Raw genomic sequence first — 22797 nt, forward strand, 5'->3', positions numbered from 1 at the left:
GAGGTTCAATCGGGTCATGGCACTGAGCACCCGGGACCGACGTCCGACGGCCGACGCGGCATGTGTGGATGCAGTCGACGCCGCGCGCGAGGCAGCGCTGGAGGTCGCGCCGGGTGAGATCGGCGACTACCTCGGGTACGACGTCGAGGAGGAACGCACTGTTACCCACCGCTTCGCCTGCACGAACGCGGCGTACCGGGGGTGGAACTGGGCGGTGACGGTGGTGCGGGCCTCGCGCGCGAAGGTGGTCACCGTGGCCGAGACCGTGCTGCTGCCCAGCGAGGCCGCGGTGTTGGCGCCGACCTGGGTGCCCTGGGAAGACCGGCTCCAGCCCGGCGACCTGGGCCCCGGCGACATCCGCCCGCCGGCCGAGGACGACGTCCGGCTGATCCCGGGCTGGTCCGCCGACGAGGCACCGGGCTACGACCCGGCGATCTCCGAGGCGGTGTGGTGGGTCGCCGCCGAGGCCGGCGTTGGCAAGCACCGCGTGCTCTCCCCGATCGGCCGGGAGGACGCCACCGACCGTTGGTACAGCGGGGAACGAGGTCCGGACGCGCCGATCGCGGTGGCCGCGCCGGGGCAGTGCAGCACCTGCGGGTTCTCCGTGCCGATGGCCGGCGCACTGGGGCGGGTGTTCGCCGTGTGTGCGAACGAGCAGGCGCCGGACGACGGCCGGGTGGTGTCGCTGGACCACGGCTGTGGGGCGCACTCCGAGGTGGTCGCGGTGCCCGCGGCGCTGGCCGAACGGCCGGACCCGGTGCTCGACGAGATCGCCTTCGACACGATCGTGGTCGACCGCGAAGCTGCGCAGCCCGACCCGGCTTAGCGGTCCGGAAGGCGTTCGCCGTTGCGGGCGACGACCCGTTTGCGGGTCAGGTACCAACCCCAGCAGCCCAGGCCGATGCCGGCGAGCGCGGTCCAGGGGTACCAGCCGTTGCCGTGCGCGGAGAGCTTGCTGTGCAGGGCGAGCATCAGGAGAAAGGCAATCGCCCAGCAGATGATCCCGATCAAGATCACCCGCGACTCGTCGATCTCCATCGGTGGCGGATCGGGGCGCCGCGCGGCTTTGGCGCCTGCGGCGCGGCGGGTCCCGGTCACACCACCAGGGTAGGGCGCCGGCGGGGCGGAATATTTCCAGAGGTAGTTCGTTAGCCTAACTAATGAGTTACTCTGGGGGCCATGAGCATGCTGACCGCCGCCGACCTGGACCTTGCTCACTCCGTCCGGCTGGCCGTCATGCGGCTGTCCCGGCAACTGCGCAAGCAGCGCACCGACCAATCCCTGACGCACAGTCAGACCTCGGCGTTGGCGGTGTTGGACCGGCTCGGCCCGTTGACGCCCGGCGCGCTGGCCGAGCAGGAGAGCGTGCAGCCGCCGACGATGACCAAGCTGGTGGCGGGCCTGGAGGCCCGCGGTTTGGTCGTCTGCGCGCCGCATCCCACCGATGGCCGGCAGAAGCTCGTCGCGGTCAGCCCCGACGCACACGCGATGTTGGAGGCCAACCGCAGCGTCCGCGACCAGTGGCTGGCGCAGCGCATCGGCGCGCTGACCCCGGACGAGGTGGCCACGCTGCACGCGGCCACCGTGGTGCTGGAGAAGCTGCAGGCGACCGCTCAGTGAGCCCCACATTCTCCTCGCTGCGCGTCCCGAACTACCGCCGCTACGCGGCCGGGATGCTCGTCTCCAACACCGGCACCTGGATGCAGCGCGTCGCCCAGGACTGGCTGGTGTTGCAGCTGTCCGGAAACGACGGCACCAAGCTCGGCATCACCACCGCGTTGCAGTTCCTGCCGCTGCTGCTGTTCGGCCTGGTGGGTGGACTGCTCGCGGACCGCTTCCCCAAGCGTCGGCTGCTGGCCTGCACCAACACCTTTCTGGGCCTGGTCGGCTTGACGCTGGGTGTGCTGGTGCTCGCCGGCGTCGCGCAGGTCTGGCACGTGTACTTGTTGGCGTTCGCACTCGGCCTGGGCACCGCGGCGGACAACCCGGCCCGGCAGGCGTTCGTGGTCGAGATGGTCGACCGGGAGAACCTGTCCAACGCGGTCGCGTTGAACTCCGCGTCGTTCAACGCCGCCCGACTGGTCGGCCCCGGCATCGCCGGTGTGGCCATCGAGGTGTTCGGCGGCACCGGCTGGGTCTTCATCCTCAACGCGATCACGTTTATCGCCCCGCTGATCGCGTTGTACTCGATGGACCCGCGGCAGCTGCACCGCACCGAACTGGCCAAGCGGGGGCGGGGCAACATCCGGGAGGGCTTGCGCTACGTGCGCGGTCGACCCGATCTGCTCGCCGTCCTCGGCGTGGTGTTCTTCGCCGGCACTTTCGGCCTGAACTTCCAGATCACCAACGCGTTGATGGCCACGAAGGCCTTCCACAAGGGTGCCGGGGAGTACGGTCTGCTCGGTTCGGTGCTCGCCATCGGTTCGCTGGCGGGCACGCTGCTCGCCGCCCGACGCAAGACCGTGCGGCTGCGGCTGGTGCTGGTGGGCGCCGCGGCGTTCGGCATCACCGAGTTCATCGCCGGGCTGATGCCCAACTACACCTGGTACGCCCTCGCGCTGCCGCCCGCCGGGATGGCCGCGCTGCTCACCATGACCGCGGCCAACGCCACCCTGCAGCTGTCCACCGTGCCGGAGATGCGCGGGCGGGTGATGTCGCTGTACCTGATGGTGTTCGCCGGTGGCACCCCGCTGGGTGCGCCGGTCATCGGCTGGCTGGCCGACCACTACGGCCCGCGCTGGTCACTGCTGTTCGGCGGACTCATCACGGCCACCGCAGCAGTGGTGGCCGCCGCGTTGCTGGCCCGCCGCGCCTCGATGACCGTGCAGGCGCACCTGCGGCCGTTGCCGCATCTGGAAGTGAGCCGAGCGCAGAGCAAGCGAGCACGCTTTTCGCTCGCTCGCTCTGCCGAGGCGATCGAACAGGTTGAGCGAAGCGAACACCTGCACCTCGTGCCTGCCGCCACCGACGCCATGGCGCCGGAGGCGGCCATCGGTGCCGGCCGCGGCTTTTCGCCGTGAGGTTGTTCGTCGCGCTGATGCCGCCGGTCGACGCACTGGACGAACTGGCCGCCGCGTTGGACCCGGTCAAACCCTGCGCTCCACCGGTGCTGCGCTGGACCCCGCGCGAGCAGTGGCATCTGACGCTGGCCTTCCTCGGTGACGTGCCGGTCGACCTGCTGCCCGCGGTGCACGACGCGTGCGCGGCCGCCATCCACGACCGGTACGCGGCCCCGCTGCAGGTGGCCGGCGCCGGCCGGTTCGGCGACCGGGTGCTGTGGGCCGGCATCGCCGGTGACTGCCCGCTGCTGGTCGAGCTCGCCGACCGGTTGGCCGTGGCGCTGTGCGCGGCGGGCATCGACGTCGACGACCACCCCTACCGCCCGCACTTGACGTTGGCCCGCTCGCCGCGGGGCAGCGCGCCGGACCTGCGCCCGACGGTGGCCGCACTGGCCGATTTCCTCGGTCGCAGCTGGCAACCCGACGCGCTGCGCCTGATGCACAGCCGACTCGGCGTCGGCCCCGGTGGGCAGGCGCGGCACGACCAACTGGCGTGCTGGCCGCTGCGGGCCGGGCCGTAGCCTGCGGGCATGGGCAGGCGGAACCGGACGCTGATCACCGCGGTTCTGGTCGTGCTGGTTCTGGTTGTTGTCGGCGCTGCTGCGCTGGGGCACTGACATGCGCCTGGACGCGGAGGAAGCGCGCCGGCGGTTTCTCACCGCGCCCAGCGTGCGGCTGGCCACGGTGCGCCCGGACGGCACCCCGCATCTGGTGCCGATCACCTTCGCGGCGTGCGCCCGGGACACCCTGGTCTTCGCCGTCGACCACAAACCGAAGTCCACGCAGCGACTGGCACGGTTGGCCAACATCGCCGCGCATCCGGCGGTCTGCCTGTTGGCCGACGAGTGGTCAGCGGACTGGCCGCGGTTGTGGTGGGCGCGAGCGGATGGCCGCGCGGTCGAAATCGCCGCCGACGACCCGCGTCGGCCCACCGCGCTGGCGGCGCTGAGTGCCCGGTATCCGCAATACCGTGAGCAGCCGCCCGCGGGACCGGTGGTGTGGATCGACGTGCACACCTGGACCGGCTGGTCAGGGAGCAACTCCGTCGATCTTCGGGCGTAGGCCGCGATCCGGCCTACGATCCCGGCATGGGGAGGCGGACGCGCCGTGCGGCCGGGGGACTGGCCGGTGTCGCGCTGCTGGTGGCCGTCGGAACGAGCCCGGCCGCCGCGGCCCCGTTGACCGCCCGGCCGCCCTACCAGTTCACCGTCCGGGCCGCGCCGGTGGAGACCTACCTGGAGTACTTCCGGGAGTTGGTGCAGGACGTCGGGTTCAGCCGGGTGCAGATCACCCACTCCGCCGGCGACGCGACCGGGCACGCCCGCGCGGTGGGCGCGGCCTACTGGTTGCTCACCGACGACGAACCGTGCCTGCTCGGCTGCGAGCCGCCGTGCCCGGAACCCACCCTGATCAACCCCACGGTGGCCCGCACCGCCAACCCGCGTGAGTGCGCCGACCGGATACCCGGCGCCGGCGCGCTGGGTTTGCCGACCACGGTGGACTCCTCGGTTCCGGCCGCCGCGCATGCCGAGGCGCGTACCCCGACCGAGGAGACCGCCGGTGCGCTGTCCCGGATGGCCGGCCCGGGCGGATCCGGGAGCCGGGTGAATGCCCTGGGCAGTTCGTCGGCCGCCGCGTTCGACCGGACCACCGATCGCTTCACCGGCAACGCGAACTCGTTCGTCGCCGACGTCGCGCTGCCCGGCGGGGGAGCGGCCACGGTGGCCAGCATGTTGTCGGTGAGCGCCGTGCCGAACGCGGTCCCGGTGGTCAGCTACCGGCTTTCGCTGACCACCTGGCGCGACGGGACCTCGACCTCCGGGGTCGACGAACAGGGCTTCAGCATCGCCGGCGAGCAGATTCCGCTGACCGACCTGGTGGGTCGGGTGAACAGCCAACTGGCCGCAGTGGGTAAGCAGCTGTCGGAGTTCGCCGACCTGGGTATCGCGGTGTTGTCCCCGGCCACCGCCTACACCGCGGAAGGTCAGCGATTCCGGGTGGCCGCGCCGGTGGTGGTCATCGGCGCGGGGCGCGACCTGGCGTTGCCCACCCCTTTGCGGGGCACCGGGCTGCGGTTGGGCAGTGCGGTCTTCGAGGGCGCGTTCAGCGCACCGGACCCACCGTTGCGTTGACCCTGGACCGCATAGGCTCGATGACGTCATGGACCTGCTGGACGGACTCAACCCCCAACAACGCGAGGCCGTCGAGCATCAGGGCGGCCCATTGCTCATCGTGGCCGGCGCCGGCTCGGGCAAGACCCGAGTGCTCACCCGGCGCATCGCCTACCTGATCAAGGCCCGCGAGGTGCGGCCGTCGCAGATCCTGGCGATCACCTTCACCAACAAGGCCGCCGGGGAGATGAAGGAACGGGTCGCCGCCGCGGTCGGGGCAGGCGCTCCGCACTGGGTGTCCACGTTCCACTCCGCGTGCCTACGCATCCTGCGTCACGACGCCAAGCGGCTGGGCTTCACCTCCGGGTTCTCCGTCTACGACGACACCGACTCCCAGCGGCTGATGAAGATGGTGCTGCGTGACCTGTCGCTGGACCCCAAGCGATTCACCCCACGCGGCGTGGCCAACGCGGTGAGCTCGGCGAAGAACGAACTGATCGACCACGAGTCATACGCCGCGCAGGCCGAGGGACCGATCCAGACCACCTATGCCGAGTGCTACGGCGAGTATCAGCGCCGGTTGCGTGGGGCCAACGCACTGGATTTCGACGACCTGATCATGACCACTGTCAACCTGCTGCAGGCGTTCCCGGACGTGGCCGAGCACTACCGGCGCCGCTTCCGACACGTGCTGGTCGATGAGTACCAGGACACCAACCACGCGCAGTACGTGCTGGTCCGCGAACTGGTCGGCGTCGAGGACGCTGAGCTGCCGCCGGGCGAGCTGTGCGTGGTGGGCGACGCGGACCAGTCCATCTACGCGTTCCGCGGCGCGACCATCCGCAACATCGCCGAGTTCGAGGCGGACTACCCCAACGCGAAGGTGATCCTGCTGGAGCAGAACTACCGCTCCACGCAGACGATCCTGTCCGCGGCCAACGCGGTGATCTCGCGCAACCCCGACCGCAAACCCAAGAACCTGTGGACCGATCGCGGCAACGGGAAGCCCATCGTCGGCTGGGTCGCCGGTGACGAGCACGAGGAGGCCACCTTCGTCGCCAACGAGGTGGACCGGCTCACCGACGACGGCGTCGCGCAGCCCCGGGACGTGGCAATCTTCTACCGCACCAACGCTGCCTCCCGGGTGTTCGAGGAGGTGTTCATCCGCGTCGGGCTGCCCTATCGGGTGGTCGGTGGGGTGCGCTTCTACGAGCGTCGCGAGGTGCGCGACGCGTTGGCCTACCTGCGGGTGCTGGCCAACCCCGAGGACGTGGTGTCGCTGCGACGCATCCTCAACGTGCCCAAGCGCGGCATCGGCGACCGCGCCGAGGCATGCGTGGATGCGCTGGCCTCGCGCGATCGGATCACCTTCTGGGCGGCGCTGCGTCGCTGCGAGGAGGCCTACGGCATCGCCACCCGATCGCTGAGGCAGGTCCGCGGTTTCGTCGACCTGCTCGATGGATTGGCCACCCTGGTGGAGGCGAACACCCCGCCGTCCACGATGCTGGAGGCGATCCTGGAGCAGACCGGGTATCTGCGCGAGTTGGAGACCTCCACCGACCCGCAGGACGCCGGCCGGGTGGAGAACCTCGCCGAGTTGGTGGCCGTCGCCCGCGAGTACGAGGAGCTGGACGCGGATTCCTCGGTGGCCGGGTTCCTGGAGCGGGTGGCGCTGGTGGCGGACTCCGATCAGTTGCCTGACGCTACGTCAGATGGCGAGCCTGTCGACGATGGCGGGCAGGTGACGTTGATGACCCTGCACACCGCGAAGGGCCTGGAGTTCCCGGTGGTGTTCCTCACCGGCTGCGAGGACGGGGTGTTCCCGCACATGCGGGCGTTGGGTGATCCGGTGGAGTTGGCCGAGGAACGGCGCCTGGCCTACGTCGGCATCACCCGCGCGCAGGACCGGCTCTACCTCACCCGCTCGGAGTTGCGGCGCAACTGGGGTACCCCGCAATGGTTCCCCGCGTCCCGGTTCCTGGAGGACATACCGTCGGACCTGGTGGACTGGAAACGCACCTCGCAACGCACGCCGCTGCAGGCGCTGGCCGCCGCGCCGTCGCCGGCCGCCCGGTCCACCGGCGGACGGCAGCTGGTGGCGAACGTGGTGTCGCTGGCGGTGGGCGACCGGGTCACCCACGACACCTTCGGTCTGGGCACGGTGGTGGGGACCGCCGGCGCGGCCGAGCGAGCCGAGGCGACGATCGACTTCGGCGACGGCGCGCCGAAACGCCTACTGCTCCGCTATGCCCCGGTGGAGAAGATCTGACCCTGCGTCGAATTGTGAAGCAGTGTCAGGGGTGCATGCCGTGCGCGCGGAGCCAGGGCATCGGGTTCACCGGGTCGCCGCCGTGCGGGCGCACCTCGAGGTGCAGGTGCGGGCCGGTGGTGTTGCCGGTGGAACCGACCCGGCCGATGACCTCGCCCATATACACGCGACCGCTGCGCACCAGCATCGCGGACTGGTGGGCGTACCAGATCTCGGTGCCGTCATCGAGGCGTTCCACGGTCTTCCAGCCGTAGGCGCCATCCCAGCCGGCGGAGATGATCGTGCCGTTGGCCACCGCGTGGATCGGGGTGCCGGTGGGGCAGGCGAAGTCCTGGCCGGTGTGGCCGTGCGACCAGAGGCCGCCGCCCTCGCCGAAGCCGGCCGTCAGGTGATAGCCGGAGACCGGCAGTCGGTACAGATGTGCCAGCGCGGCCAGTCGGGCGGCGCGCTGCTTGGCCAGCTGCAGCGTCTCGAGCAGCACGTCATGTTTCTTCTGTGCAGACGCGGCTGCCTTTTCCCGCGCGGCCAGCGCCTTGCGAGCGCGGTCGCGGCTGGCCCGGGCCTGTCCGGCGTCGAGCATGGACGCCGAGTTGTCCTTCAGGCCGAGCGCGGAGGCGCGGGCCAGGTCGGCACTACCCGCGCCCAACTGCAGGCCGCTGCCGGTGGCGTTGAGGGCGCCCACCGCGGCCACCGCGACGGCGGCGGCGCCGGCCACCAGGGCAGGCGCGCCGGGGCCGACCGCGGAGCGCGACTTGCGGCGGGCACCGGTGTGCGCCTGGCCGCGATGGGTGCTCGGGTGCAGCGGGATGACCTTGGCAAGTTCTGCTTCGGGTTCTGGGGTTGCCACGACGACCGGCTCGGGGACGGCCGGTGCCGCGATGACGAGGACGGCCGGTACCTCGAGGACAGGGACGATCGGCGCGGGATCGATGACCGGTTCGGCCGCCTTGCGACGGCGGCCGGTCCCCGTGGCGGGCACCGGGGTGCCGGGGTGAATCAGCGCCCGGGAGATCAGGCGATCCTCGATCTCGGAAATCTGCCGGCGACGTCGACCGGTGCCGGTGGCGACCTGGTCGGTGCTGGGTGCGGGGGCCGGAGTCCCCGGGGCCGGCTCGACCGACTTGCGCCGGCGGCCGGTGCCACCGGCCCTGGCCGCCTCGGCGGCGGCCGGCGGGGCCAGGACCTGCGGGACAGGAGTGGGCTGCGGGGTCGGCGGTGCCAGGACCGCAGCGGGCGGCGCGGGCTGCGGGGCCGGTGCGGGCTGCGGGGCCGGTGCGTGAGACGCCGGGCGGGCCCGTCGTCCGGTGGCCGTGATCACCTGCACGGGAGTAGCTACCGGCGTGTCGCGTGTTAGCCGGCCCGCAGGGGGTAAGGGCGTCGGCAGTGCCGCGAGGAGGTCGTCGCACTCTCGCTGTGGGCTTGCCAATTCGTCTTCGGCAAGCGCACCGAGATCGCGCGCGTGTCGGCCGGAAGGCACGGAATCGACTCCCACATTAACGGGCGAGAACGACGAGCATCACGACCGTATCGGGCCGCTGGTCATCGCCCCACGGCGGACAGGCAAAGAGCGCTCAAAGTGACGATCGTCCCGGGAAACTCATCACGCAGAGTGCCGATTTTCTGGTAATCGGTCACGCATCGTTGCGAGTTTGCAATTTCGAACCCAGGGTGAGGGACAAACCCGGACGAACCGAGACATCCACGTGAGACGTCTCGTCAGGTGATTGTTACGTTGAGTAGTCGGATGACCCCGCCAAAACAGGGGGGCGAACCCGGACGAACCGCCCGCTTAACGGGCCACTACGATCCGGCTGAGGTCGCGCCGGGGTACCCAGGGGTCGCCAGGCCGCGGCGATTAATAAGTAATCCCTCGCGGGCAGCGGCGCCCGCCGGCAGCAGATCGGTTGGACCGAAGGGCCCGGCCCGAACAGCGCCCTGCGCGGGTGCACGGACGTGAGGATCTCACTCGTGGATCTCTTCGAGTACCAGGCACGGGACCTATTCGAGAAGCACGGCGTGCCCGTGCTCGGCGGCCTGGTCGCCGAGACGCCCGCCGAGGCGCGCGCGGCAGCCGAGAAGCTGGGCGGCAAGGTCGTGGTCAAGGCCCAGGTGAAGGTGGGCGGCCGCGGCAAGGCCGGCGGCGTGAAGCTGGCCGACTCCCCGGACGACGCGGAGGCCAAGGCCTCGGCGATCCTCGGCATGGACATCAAAGGGCACACGGTGCGTCGGGTGATGCTGGCCCAGACCGCGGACATCGCCACCGAGTACTACGTGTCCTTCCTGCTGGACCGGGCCAACCGCACCTTCCTGGCCATGGCCACCACCCAGGGCGGCATGGACGTCGAGCAGGTCGCGGCGGAGACGCCGCACCTGCTGGCCAAGGTCGCCGTGGACGCCAATGTCGGCTGCGACGCGGCCAAGGCCGCCGAGATCGTCGCCGCGGCCGGTTTCCCGGCCGAGCACGCCGCCGGGGTGGCCGACGTGCTGCAGAAGCTGTGGACGGTATTCCAGTCCGAGGACGCCACGCTGGTCGAGGTCAACCCGCTGGTGGTCACCGGCGACGGCCGGATCATCGCGCTGGACGGCAAGGTCAGCCTGGACGCGAACGCCGACTTCCGGCACCCGGACCACGCCGCGCTGGAGGACAAATCCGCGGTGGACCCGCTGGAGCAACGGGCCAAGGAGAAGGACCTCAACTACGTCAAGCTGGACGGCGTCATCGGCATCATCGGCAACGGCGCGGGCCTGGTCATGTCCACCCTCGACGTGGTCGCCTACGCGGGCGAGGCGCACGGCGGCGTCAAGCCCGCCAACTTCCTGGACATCGGCGGTGGCGCGTCGGCCGAGGTGATGGCCAACGGGCTGGACATCATCCTGTCCGACCCGGCGGTGCGCAGCGTGCTCGTGAACGTCTTCGGCGGCATCACCGCCTGCGACGCGGTGGCCAACGGCATTGTGTCCGCGCTCGGTCTGCTGGAGAGCCAGGGCACGCCCGTGACCAAGCCGTTGGTTGTCCGGCTGGACGGCAACAACGCCGATGAGGGCCGTCGGATCCTCCACGAGGCGAACCTGTCCGTGGTCGAGATGGTGGACACGATGGACGGCGCTGCCGCCCGCGTCGCCGAGCTCGCCGCCCGCTGACCCCGCCCGCCCACCCAGTAACTAAGGACATCGCGACATGGCCATTTTTCTGACCGAGAACTCGCGGATCGTCGTGCAGGGCATGACGGGGTCCGAGGGACGTAAGCACACCCAGCGCATGCTGGCCTCCGGGGCGCAGGTCGTCGGCGGCGTGACGCCGGGTAAGGGGGGCCAGAAGGTCGAGTTCGAGGGCGCGACGCTGCCGGTGTTCAATTCGGTCGCCGACGCCGTCAGCGAGGGCGCCGCGAACGTCACCGTCGTCTTCGTGCCTCCGAGGTTCACCAAGGGCGCGGTGATCGAGGCGATCGACGCCGACGTAGCGCTGATCGTCACGATCACCGAGGGTGTTCCGGTGCATGACACCGCCGCGTTCCACGCCTACAACGTGGCGCGTGCGGGTGTCAGCCGGATCATCGGCCCGAACTGCCCCGGCATCATCAGCCCCGGGAAATCCAACGCGGGGATCATCCCCGCCGACATCTCCGGCCCCGGCCCGATCGGCCTGGTCTCGAAGTCCGGCACGCTGACCTACCAGATGATGTACGAGCTGCGCGATTACGGTTTCACCACCGGCGTCGGCATCGGCGGTGACCCGGTCATCGGCACCACGCACATCGACTGCCTGCGGGCGTTCCAGGACGACCCGGAGACCAAGGCGATCGTGATGATCGGCGAGATCGGTGGCGACGCCGAGGAGCGGGCCGCAGAGTTCATCAAGTCCTACGTGACCAAGCCGGTGGTCGGCTACGTGGCCGGCTTCACCGCCCCCGAGGGCAAGACCATGGGCCATGCCGGCGCCATCGTCTCCGGCTCGTCGGGCACCGCCGCGGCCAAGAAGGAAGCGCTCGAGGCGGTCGGGGTCAAGGTCGGCAAGACGCCGTCGGAGGCCGCGCGGCTGATGGCCGAAATCGTGAACTCGCTCTGACCCGGCCGGCCGCTGTCTGACGGCGGGTCAGCCGACGGGGTTCTCGGTCCAGATGTACCAGGGGCCCTGCAGGTGCTGCAGGGTCTGCATGTAGGTGTCGGCCGGCGGGACCGGCGTGTTCGGCGGGATGTAGGCCATGCCATTGCGGCCCAGTGAGCCGACGCCGCGGTCGAACTGGAAATACACGATGCTGTCGGCGGATTGAACAGCGCGGATGCGGTAGGTGCCCACCCGACCGAGGTCGCCCTGGTGCGCGGCGGCGTCCACCGGGTCGGGTGCGGCGAGCACGGCACGGGCGACGTCGCCGAGGTCATCCTGCGCGAGGCTGAACCGCGCGCGCAGCGGCGCGTGGGCGCTGAACAGCGCGAGGACCAGGGCGGCCCCGACCGGCGCGACCAGCCACCAGCAGCCGAGGTGCTCGCGGCGGACCATCGTCGCGGCCAACCGGCCGGTCCAGATCAGCGCACAGCCCGCCAACAACACCAACGGCACGGTCGCGTCGGTCAGCTCGAAGGCCGGCCGGCTCCAGATCCACGCCAGCCACAGCGTGAACAGCACACAGAAGCCGTGGAAGAACCAGCGCGGCGGATCGACCTCCCAGCGCTGTATCGGTCCGGGGGCGAGCGCCACGCCGCCGACCGCGTCGTCCCCGGACTGCCGCGGTGGGGCAATGCGCCAAACGCCCGTCACCCCTCGATCAAGACACATCGGGCGTCAGCAGCAAACGGTTTTCAGCGAACTCACTGCGAACCTGCACCCGAGGCAAACGTCGGCAAGCCGGGTGTCGGTGCGTGTTTCCGGTGCGCCCGGGCACCAAAGTTGTCCGGTGGTCACGATCCTGGCGCCGGCACCGCAAAGGACGGGTGCGGGGCTTGCGGATCCCGGATCGCGTTGGCCGGCGGCCTTCGGGTTGCTCGCGGCGTTGATCTCGACGGCGGTCGGACTGGCTGTGCTGGGTGCAATCAGTCTGTTGCTGTGGGCCACCGGCCCGGACTCGGTCGGTAGCCCGAGCGGGCCGTTCCGCACGGGTTCCTGGTTCTGGTTGTTGGGGCAGCGGACGGAAACGCACCTCCCCGCGGGTCGGCTGCAGTTGGCCCCGTTGGGTCTCACCGCGGTGCTCGCGGTGGTCGCGGTACGGGCGGCGGGGTGGGCCGCCCGTACCGCGCGGGCCCACGAGACCGGACCCGCGCTGAGCGTGGTGGGCGGTTTCACCGGTGGCTGCGGTGTGCTGGCGGTGGTCGCGGCGCACGAGACGTCGCCACATGGGCTGAGCGTGGCCGCGATGCCCGCGATGCGTGCGGCGCTGCTGTTCGCCCTGCTGACCTCGCTGATTGGGGTCGCCCCGCACACCTGGGAATGGGCACAGTTCGCCGCGCAATGGCGGACCCGGGCCCGGCCGGTGCTGCGCGCGACCGCGACGGCGAGCCTGGTGCTGTTCGGGGGCGGCGCACTGGTGGTCGCGGTCTGCCTGGCTGTGCACAACGAGGCCATGGCCGAGGTCTTCGACCGCACCGGTGGCGGCAACAGTGGCTTTCTCGGTCTGACGCTGGTCAATTTGATTTTCCTGCCGAACGCGACCTGCTGGGCGGTGGGCTTCGCGTCCGGTCCCGGCGTTGCGTTGGCCGCCGACGCACATCTGGATTTCCGGGGCATGGACGCCGGTACGCTGCCCGGCCTGCCGCTGACCGCCGGGCTGCCGCAGCCGGGGTCGTTGGGCTGGCTCGCCTGGCTGCCGATGCTGGTGCCGCTGGCCGCGGGGTTGGCCGCCGGCTGGGCGATCGCGCCGGACATTCGCCGTCCGGTGCGTGGCACGTTGGTGCCGACCGCGTCCGCGGCCGGACTGACCGGGTTGCTGGTCGGGGCGGTGTGCTGGCTGTCGGCCGGTGACGGCGGCGGGCGGCTGACCCAGTTCGGCCCGTCGGGCTGGCAGGTCGGCGGGTCTGTCGCGGCGGAGTTGTTGCTGATCGGGCTGCCGGTGGCGGCGATCCGATTGGCCGTCACCCGGCACCGTGCGCCGGTCACCGTGCCGGCCCCGCGCACCTCCGCGGAACAACTGCCCGCACCGGTCGTTCCGGACGATGAGGCGAACCGCTTCCCGCCGATGGACCTGGAGGACCTGGAGGACACCCAGGAGATCCCGGTCATCCGGCAGTCCGACGACGCCGCAACCGTCGAGGTGCTCGAGGACCTCGAGGACACCCAGCCCATCCCGGTGGTCCGAGCCGACTGAGCAGCGCTCCGCCTCGCCCGGATATCGTGGGCGTGAAGGCACATGTCGGCGTCGGGGAGCAGGTAGTGGTGGACCGCCCGGCCCGTTTGGTGGTGCTCGTCTCGGGGTCGGGGACCAATCTGCAGGCGTTGCTGGACGCCGCTGCCGACCCGGCCTGGGGTGCGCAGATCGTGGCGGTGGGCGCCGACCGGGACGACATCGAGGCGCTGGCGCGGGCGGAGCGCGCCGGCGTGGCGACCTTCGTCGAACGCATCGCCGACCACGCCACCCGGCAGGACTGGGACACCGCGCTGACCAAGGCGATCGCGGCGCACGAGCCGGACCTGGTGGTCTCCGCCGGGTTCATGCGCATGCTGGGCGCGGCCTTCCTGGCCGCGTTCGGCGGCCGCTGCGTGAACACCCACCCTGCGCTGCTGCCGTCATTCCCCGGCGCGCACGGAGTGCGGGACACGCTGAGCTACGGCGTGAAGGTCAGCGGGCTGACCGTGCACCTGGTGGATGCCGGGGTGGACACCGGGCCGATCATTGCCCAGCAGGTGGTCCCGGTGCTGGACGACGACGACGAAACGAGCCTGCACGAACGCATCAAGGTCGCCGAACGGGCGCTGCTGGTCGAGGTGATCGGCCGGATGGCCCGGGATGGATATCGAGTGGACGGCCGCCAGGTGCGGTTGGGTGTCGACAAGGGAGCAACACGGTGAGTGAGTCCGAGGACCGGCGCGCGGTACGCCGGGCGCTGGTCAGCGTCTTCGACAAGACCGGCCTGATCGACCTGGCGCAGGGGTTGCACGCTGCCGGGGTGGCCATCGTGTCCACCGGGTCCACCGCAGCAAAGATCGCCGCGGCCGGCGTGCCGGTGACGCCGGTGGAGGAGCTCACCGGGTTCCCGGAGTGCCTGGAGGGTCGGGTGAAGACGCTGCACCCGCGGGTGCACGCCGGGATCCTGGCCGACCTGCGCAAGGAGGAGCACGCCGCGCAGCTCGCCGAGCTCGGGGTGGAGGCCTTCGAACTGGTCGTGGTCAACCTCTACCCGTTCACCGAGACGGTGGCCTCCGGCGCCGAGCCCGACGAGTGCGTGGAGCAGATCGACATCGGCGGGCCGTCCATGGTCCGCGCGGCGGCGAAGAACCACCCGTCGGTGGCCGTGGTGGTCGACCCGGCCCGCTACGGCGAGGCGCTCGACGCGGTCAACTCCGGCGGCTTCACCCTGTCCGCCCGGCAACGGCTGGCGGCGGCCGCGTTCCAGCACACCGCCGAGTACGACGTGGCCGTGGCCTCCTGGATGAGCTCGCAGTTCCCCGACGACCCGGACCAGCCCTGGCCGTCGTGGACGGGGGACACCTGGACCCGGGCCGCCGTGCTGCGCTACGGGGAGAACCCGCACCAGTACGCGGCGCTGTACAAGGGCCGCCGCCAGGGCCTGGCCGGCGCCGAACAGCTGCACGGCAAGGAGATGTCCTACAACAACTACGTCGACACTGACGCGGCCGTGCGGGCCGTGTACGACTTCGTGATCCCGTGTGTGGCGATCATCAAGCACACCAACCCGTGTGGCATCGCGGTCGCCTGGGACATCGCCGAGGCGCACCGGCTGGCCAATGCCTGCGATCCGGTCTCCGCCTTCGGCGGGGTCATCGCCAGCAACCGCGCGATAACCCTGGAGATGGCCGAACAGATCGCCGAGGTGTTCACCGAGGTGGTGTGCGCGCCGGAGTTCGAGCCGGATGCGCTGGAGCTGCTGCGCAGCAAGAAGAACCTGCGGCTGCTGCAGCTGCCGTTCCCGCCGCGCGACGGCCTGGAGTTCCGCCCGATCTCCGGTGGGGTGCTGGTGCAGACCTGGGACCGCCTCGACGGCGAGGGTGACGGCCCGTCAGAATGGCAGATCGTCATCGGGAAGCCTTCCGACCAGGACACCATGGCTGACCTGGAGTTCGCCTGGCGGGCCGTCCGCGCGGTGAAGTCCAACGCCATCCTGCTGGCCCACGACGGCGCCACCGTCGGGATCGGCATGGGCCAGGTGAACCGGGTGGATTCCGCACGCCTTGCGGTGTCCCGGGCCGGGGATCGGGCCGTCGGCTCGGTCGCCGCCTCCGACGCGTTCTTCCCGTTCCCCGACGGCCTGCAGGTGCTGGTCGACGCCGGGGTCAAAGCCGTCGTCCAGCCGGGTGGATCGGTCCGCGACGAAGAGGTGATCGAGGCGGCGAAGAAGGCCGGGATCACCATGTACTTCACCGGGACCCGGCACTTCGCCCACTAGTCCGGTGACCAGTCCGGTGCAGCCGACGCCGTTGCTCGCGGCGCTGGAGCGACTGCGGTTGGACGGGGCGATCTTCTTCCGGGCCGAGTTCACCGAGAGCTGGGCGCTGCACTCCCCGGTGCGGGACATGACCGGTGTGATCCGGCCCGGCGCCGATCGGCTGATCCTGTTCCACATCGTGGCCGCCGGTCGGTGCTGGGTGGAAGTCGAGGGCGGCGAGCGACACTGGGCCGGTCGCGGCGACGTGATCGTGCTGCCCTACGGCGACGACTACGTGATGGGTGGCGTGGGCCCGGCCGAGCGCGTGCCGCTGGTGACCCTGATGGCGCGTCCGCCGTGGGAGACCATGCCGGTGCTCGTGCACGGCGCGGGTGGCGCGCGCACCGACGTGGTGTGTGGGTACTTGTACTCCGAGGACCCGCTGTTCGACCCGAACCTGCGCGCGTTCCCGCCCGCCTTCGTGGTGACGCTGCCCGACGGACCGGCCAAGACCTGGGTGCGGGCCGGCATCGAACTCGCCCTGGCCACCACCGGGCGCACGCTGCCGTCGGACCCGGTCTCCACGCGGTTGCCGGAGTTGTTGCTGATCGAGGTGCTGCGGGTGCACCTGGCCGATGCCCCGGCCACGGACCACGGGTGGGTCGCCGCGCTGCGGGACCCGGTGCTGGCCCCCGCGATGGCCGCGCTGCACGCGCACCCGGAGCAGAAGTGGACGGTTGCCGACCTGGCCGCCGCCGTGACCGTGTCGCGCTCGGTCCTCGACGAACGGTTCCGCACCGTGCTCGGGCGTTCACCGATCAAGTACCTGACGGAGTGGCGGATGCACGTCGCGCAGGACCTGCTGACCGCCACCGACCTCAGCGTCGCGGCGGTCGGTCGTCGGGTCGGCTACGACTCCGAAGAGGCGTTCAGTCGGGCGTTCAAACGGGCCCGGGGCAGCGCGCCCGGAGCCTGGCGGCTCCGGGCGCGAGCCGGGGTCAGCTCACCCGCGCCGCCCCGGTGAGCACCAACGGGTTCGGATAGTCCTCGCAGTGCTGGTAGGCGTAGGTGAGCCGGACCAGCCCGTTGCGACCGACCACGAACTCCTTCACCGCGCGCCAGGGGTCATCGACGATGGGCTTGCCGGCCGCGCGCCGGTCCGCCTGGAAGGCCATGCCGACCTCCCGGGCGTGCGCCCAGTACTCGATCGGCGCCTCGGGCAGGATCCGCTCGAGCTGCCACTGGCCGACCCGGTAAGCCCGGTACGCCTGGTGCTCGGGGTCGCAGAGCACCGGGCAGGGCAGTTCGTACTCGGCGTGGTACGCCGCGGCACGCGCCGGCTCGCCCTGGCTGATGATCACCGGGGTGAGCCCGGCGTCGAGGTACTGCGGCAGTTCGGCCCGCAGCCGGGCGGCGCGCTCGAACCCGCACCAGCAGCCGAAGTGGCGCCAGAACATCAGCAGGGCCGGGCCGTTGCTCCAGAACTCCACCAACCGGCGCTCCCGTCCGGTGTGGTCGAGCAGCGTCGCGTCCGGTGCCGGGGTGCCCGGCGGGAGTGGGTTGCCCTCGCTCTCGTGCGGGCCGGCGGTCCACCGCGCCAGCCATTCCGCCTCGGCGGCGGTAATCAGTTCGTGGGTCGGTTCCATGGTGCGGTTCTCCTTGAGTCTCGTCGCTGTCGAGAGTCCATGCTTGTCGCGTAGCCGCGCCCTGACCCTGACTCAGGCACCGGCGTCCTTGACCGGGACGCGGCACTTCGCGCACCGACACCCTGCGCACCGATCAGCAAAATTTTTCCTCGCCGATCCGGGCTGAACACCACCGAACCGGGACAAGCGCGTCTCATCCGTTCGGCCGGCGTGTGAAACAAACCTTGCGGGGCCGCGCAGGCCTGCCTGTACTGCTGCAAACGGGTGATGGTCCGGGTGGCGGGAGGGACTGTGCGGCAGACGCGCGCGGGCAAGGACGGAGTTGTCGACCAGGTCGACACGGATGCCTTGCCGACCTTCGATCTCGTCGCTTCGGACCTCGAGGCGAGCGGGGACAACCCACCGATGTTCGACTTCGGCCCGGACCCGGAGAGGCCCGCGAACGCTCCGGTGGCCGCGTTGCCGCCGTGGATGCGGGCCACCGCACCGGCTGTCCCGGCGATCGAGGGCGAGTCAGATTCGGGCCGCCGCGGGCGTGCGCTACCCCGCGCCCGCACCCACCGGCGCCCTCCGGCGACCACGACCGCGGTGTTCGAGGCCCCTGTGCTGGAGGCCCGGGCGGTCGAACTTCCGGTCGAGACCCCGTCGCAGGCCCCGCAAACCGTCGCCCAGGCGGCTGCGGCCGCGCGCTTCCTGACCGTCGAGGGCGACATCGCCGCCGAGGTCGCGCCCGCGGTACCGGCCCCGGCGCAGCCGGCGGTTCCCGCCCCCAGCCGCGTCGCCGCGGCACCGCCTGCGCGTGGCGACAAGGTCCGTCGGGTCACCACCTGGGCGGGCCTGACCATGGTGCTCGCCGGTGGCGTCGGCGCGCTCTACGTCGGGATGGCCGGCGGTTCGAGCTCCGCGACCCCGCTGCCCGCCTCGCAGTTGGCCGCTGGGCAGTGGGTGATGGACAACGTCGGTGCGACCGCCTCGCTGCTCGCCCCCACCTCGGTGGCCAAGGCGCTGACCAAGGACGGCTTCGACGCCGGCCGGGTCATTCCCTATGCTGACGGCCCGTCAGGTTCCACCGGTTCGGTGACGAACCCGCAGTGGAATTGCTGCAACGTGCTGTTCGTCAGCTCCCCGGTGGGCGACAGCTCGGTACGCGACGGTCTCCCGGTGGCGCTACGCCCGGCCTACGACCAGTCCCGCGCGCTGGCCTCGTTCACCTCCGACGGCCAGACCACCGAGCTGCGTCAGGTGCTCAACGGCACCAGCGCGGAGATCACCGCATCGCTGAACAGTGAGCACACCGTGCTGGTGAACGCCGGCAAGGAAGTGTTGGCCAGCAAGAAGCTGCACCTGAGTGCGGCGGCCACGCAGGCGGTCAAGGACGGGCAGGTCGACTCCCGGGTGTTGCTGGCGATCGTCGGCATCGCCGCCCGGCACGACGTCTGGGTGCTGGACTTCCCGATCGGCGACGCGGAGACCGCCGTCGACGGCCTGGCCCGCGAGGTGCGCATCGACAAGATGGACGGCAAGCCGCTGGCCGCGGGCAGTGCCGCGGTCAGCGACGCGGACGCCTTCCTGAACATGCAGGTGGACCCGTACAAGCCGGCCGGCATGCAGTTGTCCGATCCGGATGGCAGCGGAACGTCGTTGTTGGTCATCCGCTACGACGCTCCGGGTCCGCTGGGCCTGATCACGCCGCGCAGCCAGTAAGCGGCGCCGCCTAGACTTCCCCGCGGACGGCACGCGACGCGGGGAGAACCACGGTGGGCGCACGGATTCTGGACGGCAAGGCCACCGCGGCCGCGATCCGCGCCGAACTGCGGGAGCGGGTCGGCGTGCTGGCGGACCGCGGCGTGCTGCCGGGGCTGGGCACGGTACTCGTCGGCGATGACCCCGGTAGCCACTCCTACGTCGCGGGCAAGCACCGCGACTGCGCCGAAATCGGCATCGCCAGCTTCCGCCGCGACCTGCCGGCCACCGCCACCCAAGCCGAGGTCGAGCAGGCCGTGGCCGAGCTCAACGCCGACCCCGCGTGCACCGGGTTCATCGTGCAACTGCCGTTGCCCAAGGGCCTGGACGCCAACCGGGTGCTGGGCCTGGTCGACCCGACCAAGGATGCCGACGGTCTGCACCCGACCAACCTCGGCAAGTTGGTGCTCGGTGAGGACGCGCCGCTGCCCTGCACTCCGGTGGGCATCGTCGAGTTGCTCAGCCGTTACGACATTAAGCTCGGCGGCGCCGAGGTGACGGTGATCGGGCGTGGCATCACCGTCGGGCGCCCCCTCGGGCTGCTGCTGACGCGGCGCTCCGAGAACGCCACCGTGACGCTCTGCCACACGGGCACCAGGGACCTCGGTGCGCACACCCGTCGGGCCGACATCGTGGTCGCGGCCGCCGGCGTGCGCGGCCTGGTCACCGCGGACATGCTCAAGCCCGGTGCGATCGTGTTGGACGTCGGCACCTCCCGCTCCTCCGACGGCAAGCTCGTCGGTGACGTCGACCCCGGCGCGGCCGAGGTGGCCGGTTGGCTGGCCCCCATGCCCGGCGGCGTGGGCCCGATGACCCGCGCGATGCTGGTCAACAACGTGGTGCTGGCCGCGGAGCGGGCCTCGGCATGACCGGTCGGCATGGCCGTGCGGAGGCGCCCGAGGAGGCGCCGGTACGTCGGCGCATGGTGCCGACCGAGCTGCTGATCGGGGAGTGGCCACTGTTGGCGGTGCTCGGCGTGTGTCTGGCCGGGCTGATCGTGGTGCTCGACAACCACTTCCGGCGGGGCACCGTGCTGTTCGCCGGCGGACTGGTGCTGGCCGCCGGATTGCGTCTGGTGCTGCCCACTCCGGAGGCCGGGTCGTTGGCCGTTCGCTCTCGGTTCACCGACGTGCTGACGTTGGGCGCGCTGGGGCTGGGTGTGCTGCTCACCGCCCTGGTGGTGCCCGCACCGACATGAGCTAGAGTTCGACGAAATCTCTTGATGCCGAGATATTCCCGAGGCCTGCCGAGGGAACAAATAACACTTTTCGGGTAGCTGCAGCGAAGGGAACAGCAGGATGGCGCGCAAGGGCAAGGTCACCGTTGTCGGAGCCGGCTACTACGGATCGACCACCGCGCTCCGCCTGGCGGAGTTCGACATCTTCGAAGAGGTCGTGCTCACCGACATCGTGGAGGGCAAGGGAGAGGGCCTGGCCCTGGACATGAACCAGTCCCGGCCGATCGAGGGCTTCGAGACCAAATTGACCGGCGCCACCACCACCGCCGACGGCGACGGCTACGAGAAGACCGCGGGCTCGGACATCGTGGTGATCACCGCGGGTCTGCCACGCAAGCCGGGCATGAGCCGCATGGACCTCATCGAAACCAACGCCAAGATCGTGCGCGGCGTTGCGGAGAACATCGTCAAGCACTCCCCGGACGCGGTCATCGTCGTGGTGTCCAACCCGCTGGACGAGATGACCGCACTGACCCAGCTCGCCTCCGGCCTACCGAAGGCCAAGGTCATCGGTCAGGCGGGCATGCTGGACACCGCGCGGTTCACCAACTTCGTCGCGGAATCCCTCGGCGTCGAGGTTGCCGCGGTGACCACCCTGACGCTCGGCTCGCACGGCGACACCATGGTGCCGGTGCCCAGCGCCTGCTCCGTCAACGGCAAGCCGCTGGCCGACCTGCTCTCCGCCGAGGAGATCGAGGACCTGGTGGTGCGCACCCGTAACGGTGGCGCCGAGGTCGTCGCGCTGCTCAAGACCGGCTCGGCGTACTACGCCCCGTCGGCCGCCGCGGCCCGCATGGTCAAGGCCATCGCCACCGACTCCGGGCAGACCATGCCGGTGTGTGCCTGGGTGGACGGCGAGTACGGCATCGCCGGGGTTTACCTCGGGGTGGAGGCCGAGCTGGGTGCGGGCGGCATCAAGAAGGTCGTCGAGCGCAATCTGACGGACAGTGAGCTGGCCGCGCTGAAGGAGGCCGCCGAGGCCGTGCGCGCCAAGCAGGCCGACGTCGCCGACCTGTAAGTACCCGTAGCGTCCGAAGAACAGTGTCCGGGCGCCCACCATTTGTCGGACGCAACGAGATCAAAGAGGGAACCGCACGATGGCGAAGATCAAGGTCGCGAATCCCGTCGTCGAACTCGACGGCGACGAGATGACGCGCATCATCTGGGCGTTCATCAAGGAGCAGTTGATCCTGCCCTACCTGGACATCGACCTGAAGTACTACGACCTGGGCATTGAGGCGCGCGACGCCACCGACGATCAGATCACCATCGACTCGGCCAACGCCATCAAGAAGTACGGCGTGGGCGTGAAGTGCGCGACCATCACCCCGGACGAGGCACGGGTCTCCGAGTTCGGCCTGAAGGAGATGTGGAAGTCCCCGAACGGGACCATCCGCAACATCCTCGGCGGCGTGATCTTCCGGGAGCCGATCGTCATCTCCAACATCCCGCGGTTGGTGCCGGGCTGGACCAAGCCGATTGTGATTGGCCGTCACGCTTTCGGTGACCAGTACCGGGCCACCGACCTGGTGGTGCCCGGCGAGGGCAAGCTCACGCTGACCTTCACGCCCAAAGACGGGTCCGCACCGATCGAGCTGAATGTTTTCGACTTCCCCGGCGGTGGCGTGGCGATGGCCATGTACAACCTGGACGACTCGATTCGCGATTTCGCCCGGGCCTCGCTGCGCTACGGCCTGGAGCGCAACTACCCGGTGTACATGTCGACGAAGAACACGATCTTGAAGCGCTACGACGGACGCTTCAAGGACATCTTCGCCGAGGTGTTCGCGGCCGAGTTCGAGCAGGCCTTCAAGGAGGCCGGGCTCACCTATGAGCACCGCCTGATCGACGACATGGTCGCCGCGTCCCTGAAGTGGGAGGGCGGTTACGTCTGGGCGTGCAAGAACTACGACGGCGACGTCCAGTCCGACACCGTCGCGCAAGGTTTCGGCTCACTCGGACTGATGACCAGCGTGTTGATGACCGCCGACGGCAAGACGGTCGAGGCGGAGGCCGCGCACGGCACCGTCACCCGCCACTACCGCCAGCACCAGCAGGGCAAGCCGACCTCCACCAACCCGATCGCCTCGATCTTCGCCTGGACCCGGGGGCTTGCCGCCCGTGGCCGGATGGACGAGACCCCCGAGGTCTCGAGCTTCGCGGAGACGCTGGAGCGCGTCTGTATCGAGACGGTGGAAAG

At 70.5% G+C, this 22797-nt stretch carries 22 protein-coding genes; 18 read left to right on the forward strand and 4 right to left on the reverse strand.

Features of this window, described 5'->3' with window-relative positions:
• Positions 1-16: 16 nt before the first annotated feature.
• On the forward strand, positions 17-826 hold the full coding sequence (locus tag VGJ14_05535; protein ID HEY2831867.1) for a DUF3027 domain-containing protein: 810 nt from the start codon (positions 17-19) through the stop codon (positions 824-826).
• Here the strand turns inward: VGJ14_05535 and VGJ14_05540 are convergent.
• A complete protein-coding gene (locus tag VGJ14_05540; protein ID HEY2831868.1) occupies positions 823-1098 on the reverse strand; it encodes a DUF2530 domain-containing protein in 276 nt (91 codons plus the stop codon). The two genes, VGJ14_05535 and VGJ14_05540, sit on opposite strands and share 4 nt — an antisense overlap.
• An 81-nt stretch (positions 1099-1179) precedes the next feature.
• On the opposite strand from VGJ14_05540, the gene VGJ14_05545 reads away from it, so the two are divergent.
• The 6 genes from VGJ14_05545 to pcrA all read left to right on the forward strand — a co-directional run bounded on the left by VGJ14_05545 (position 1180) and on the right by pcrA (position 7439).
• A complete protein-coding gene (locus VGJ14_05545) occupies positions 1180-1620 on the forward strand; it encodes a MarR family transcriptional regulator (GenBank protein HEY2831869.1) in 441 nt (146 codons plus the stop codon).
• Entirely contained in the window at positions 1617-3020 is a 1404-nt protein-coding gene (locus VGJ14_05550; GenBank protein ID HEY2831870.1) for an MFS transporter, read from the forward strand. The genes VGJ14_05545 and VGJ14_05550 overlap by 4 nt, the downstream gene beginning before the upstream one ends.
• Positions 3017-3580, forward strand: a complete 564-nt coding sequence (gene thpR / locus VGJ14_05555) for an RNA 2',3'-cyclic phosphodiesterase (GenBank protein ID HEY2831871.1) — start codon at positions 3017-3019, stop codon at positions 3578-3580. The genes VGJ14_05550 and thpR overlap by 4 nt, the downstream gene beginning before the upstream one ends.
• Before the next feature lie 67 nt (positions 3581-3647).
• Positions 3648-4121 carry a TIGR03668 family PPOX class F420-dependent oxidoreductase gene (locus VGJ14_05560; GenBank protein HEY2831872.1) on the forward strand — a complete coding sequence of 158 codons (474 nt, stop codon included), beginning with the start codon at positions 3648-3650 and terminating at the stop codon, positions 4119-4121.
• Positions 4122-4147: 26 nt separating this feature from the next.
• Positions 4148-5191: a hypothetical protein gene (locus VGJ14_05565; protein HEY2831873.1), complete on the forward strand. Its 1044-nt coding sequence runs from the start codon at positions 4148-4150 to the stop codon at positions 5189-5191.
• A 28-nt stretch (positions 5192-5219) separates the two neighbouring features.
• The gene (gene pcrA, locus VGJ14_05570) at positions 5220-7439 is read left to right on the forward strand and encodes a DNA helicase PcrA (GenBank protein ID HEY2831874.1); all 2220 of its coding nucleotides are present in this window, start codon (positions 5220-5222) and stop codon (positions 7437-7439) included.
• 25 nt (positions 7440-7464) lie between these two features.
• Here the strand turns inward: pcrA and VGJ14_05575 are convergent, their stop codons facing one another.
• Entirely contained in the window at positions 7465-8763 is a 1299-nt protein-coding gene (locus VGJ14_05575; GenBank protein ID HEY2831875.1) for a M23 family metallopeptidase, read from the reverse strand.
• Positions 8764-9407: 644 nt separating this feature from the next.
• Here VGJ14_05575 and sucC point away from each other — a divergent pair.
• Both sucC and sucD read left to right on the forward strand, forming a co-directional pair.
• Complete coding sequence (gene sucC / locus VGJ14_05580) at positions 9408-10580, forward strand: ADP-forming succinate--CoA ligase subunit beta (protein ID HEY2831876.1); 1173 nt, start codon at positions 9408-9410, stop codon at positions 10578-10580.
• 37 nt (positions 10581-10617) lie between these two features.
• A complete protein-coding gene (gene sucD / locus VGJ14_05585; GenBank protein HEY2831877.1) occupies positions 10618-11505 on the forward strand; it encodes a succinate--CoA ligase subunit alpha in 888 nt (295 codons plus the stop codon).
• 27 nt (positions 11506-11532) lie between these two features.
• Here the strand turns inward: sucD and VGJ14_05590 are convergent, their stop codons facing one another.
• A complete protein-coding gene (locus tag VGJ14_05590; GenBank protein HEY2831878.1) occupies positions 11533-12195 on the reverse strand; it encodes a hypothetical protein in 663 nt (220 codons plus the stop codon).
• 136 nt (positions 12196-12331) lie between these two features.
• Between VGJ14_05590 and VGJ14_05595 the strand changes: the two genes are divergently transcribed.
• Genes VGJ14_05595 through VGJ14_05610 form a run of 4 tightly spaced genes read left to right on the forward strand, consistent with a single transcriptional unit; the run spans position 12332 to position 16995 of the window.
• The gene (locus VGJ14_05595; GenBank protein ID HEY2831879.1) at positions 12332-13735 is read left to right on the forward strand and encodes a DUF6350 family protein; all 1404 of its coding nucleotides are present in this window, start codon (positions 12332-12334) and stop codon (positions 13733-13735) included.
• 32 nt (positions 13736-13767) lie between these two features.
• Positions 13768-14436 carry a phosphoribosylglycinamide formyltransferase gene (gene purN, locus VGJ14_05600; GenBank protein ID HEY2831880.1) on the forward strand — a complete coding sequence of 223 codons (669 nt, stop codon included), beginning with the start codon at positions 13768-13770 and terminating at the stop codon, positions 14434-14436.
• The gene (gene purH / locus VGJ14_05605; GenBank protein HEY2831881.1) at positions 14433-15992 is read left to right on the forward strand and encodes a bifunctional phosphoribosylaminoimidazolecarboxamide formyltransferase/IMP cyclohydrolase; all 1560 of its coding nucleotides are present in this window, start codon (positions 14433-14435) and stop codon (positions 15990-15992) included. The genes purN and purH overlap by 4 nt, the downstream gene beginning before the upstream one ends.
• Positions 15993-15996: 4 nt before the next feature.
• Positions 15997-16995: an AraC family transcriptional regulator gene (locus VGJ14_05610; protein HEY2831882.1), complete on the forward strand. Its 999-nt coding sequence runs from the start codon at positions 15997-15999 to the stop codon at positions 16993-16995.
• On the opposite strand, the gene VGJ14_05615 is transcribed toward VGJ14_05610, so the two are convergent.
• Entirely contained in the window at positions 16970-17617 is a 648-nt protein-coding gene (locus VGJ14_05615; GenBank protein ID HEY2831883.1) for a redoxin domain-containing protein, read from the reverse strand. The genes VGJ14_05610 and VGJ14_05615 overlap by 26 nt on opposite strands.
• A gap of 291 nt (positions 17618-17908) precedes the next feature.
• Between VGJ14_05615 and VGJ14_05620 the strand changes: the two genes are divergently transcribed.
• From VGJ14_05620 to VGJ14_05640, 5 genes are all read left to right on the forward strand, one after another.
• Positions 17909-19321 carry a hypothetical protein gene (locus VGJ14_05620; protein HEY2831884.1) on the forward strand — a complete coding sequence of 471 codons (1413 nt, stop codon included), beginning with the start codon at positions 17909-17911 and terminating at the stop codon, positions 19319-19321.
• Between the two features lie 53 nt (positions 19322-19374).
• Positions 19375-20229, forward strand: coding sequence for a bifunctional methylenetetrahydrofolate dehydrogenase/methenyltetrahydrofolate cyclohydrolase (locus VGJ14_05625; protein HEY2831885.1), 855 nt, complete (start codon positions 19375-19377; stop codon positions 20227-20229).
• Complete coding sequence (locus VGJ14_05630) at positions 20226-20558, forward strand: DUF3017 domain-containing protein (protein HEY2831886.1); 333 nt, start codon at positions 20226-20228, stop codon at positions 20556-20558. The genes VGJ14_05625 and VGJ14_05630 overlap by 4 nt, the downstream gene beginning before the upstream one ends.
• A gap of 100 nt (positions 20559-20658) precedes the next feature.
• Positions 20659-21615 carry a malate dehydrogenase gene (mdh, locus tag VGJ14_05635; GenBank protein HEY2831887.1) on the forward strand — a complete coding sequence of 319 codons (957 nt, stop codon included), beginning with the start codon at positions 20659-20661 and terminating at the stop codon, positions 21613-21615.
• 79 nt (positions 21616-21694) lie between these two features.
• Positions 21695-22797 (forward strand): NADP-dependent isocitrate dehydrogenase (locus tag VGJ14_05640; protein ID HEY2831888.1); only part of this gene is annotated, 1103 nt, incomplete at its 3' end.

This window comes from Sporichthyaceae bacterium, from assembly GCA_036493475.1.
Lineage (GTDB): Bacteria > Actinomycetota > Actinomycetes > Sporichthyales > Sporichthyaceae > DASQPJ01.

Bases quoted from the DNA above. Each gene is read 5' to 3' on its own strand.
- VGJ14_05535 (HEY2831867.1), top strand. From the start codon at position 17: ATGGCACTGAGCACCCGGGACCGACGTCCGACGGCCGACGCGGCATGT.
- mdh (HEY2831887.1), top strand. From the start codon at position 20,659: ATGGCGCGCAAGGGCAAGGTCACCGTTGTCGGAGCCGGCTACTACGGA.
- VGJ14_05630 (HEY2831886.1), top strand. From the start codon at position 20,226: ATGACCGGTCGGCATGGCCGTGCGGAGGCGCCCGAGGAGGCGCCGGTA.
- pcrA (HEY2831874.1), top strand. From the start codon at position 5,220: ATGGACCTGCTGGACGGACTCAACCCCCAACAACGCGAGGCCGTCGAG.
- VGJ14_05615 (HEY2831883.1), bottom strand. From the start codon at position 17,617: ATGGAACCGACCCACGAACTGATTACCGCCGCCGAGGCGGAATGGCTG.
- VGJ14_05545 (HEY2831869.1), top strand. From the start codon at position 1,180: ATGAGCATGCTGACCGCCGCCGACCTGGACCTTGCTCACTCCGTCCGG.
- sucD (HEY2831877.1), top strand. From the start codon at position 10,618: ATGGCCATTTTTCTGACCGAGAACTCGCGGATCGTCGTGCAGGGCATG.
- VGJ14_05565 (HEY2831873.1), top strand. From the start codon at position 4,148: ATGGGGAGGCGGACGCGCCGTGCGGCCGGGGGACTGGCCGGTGTCGCG.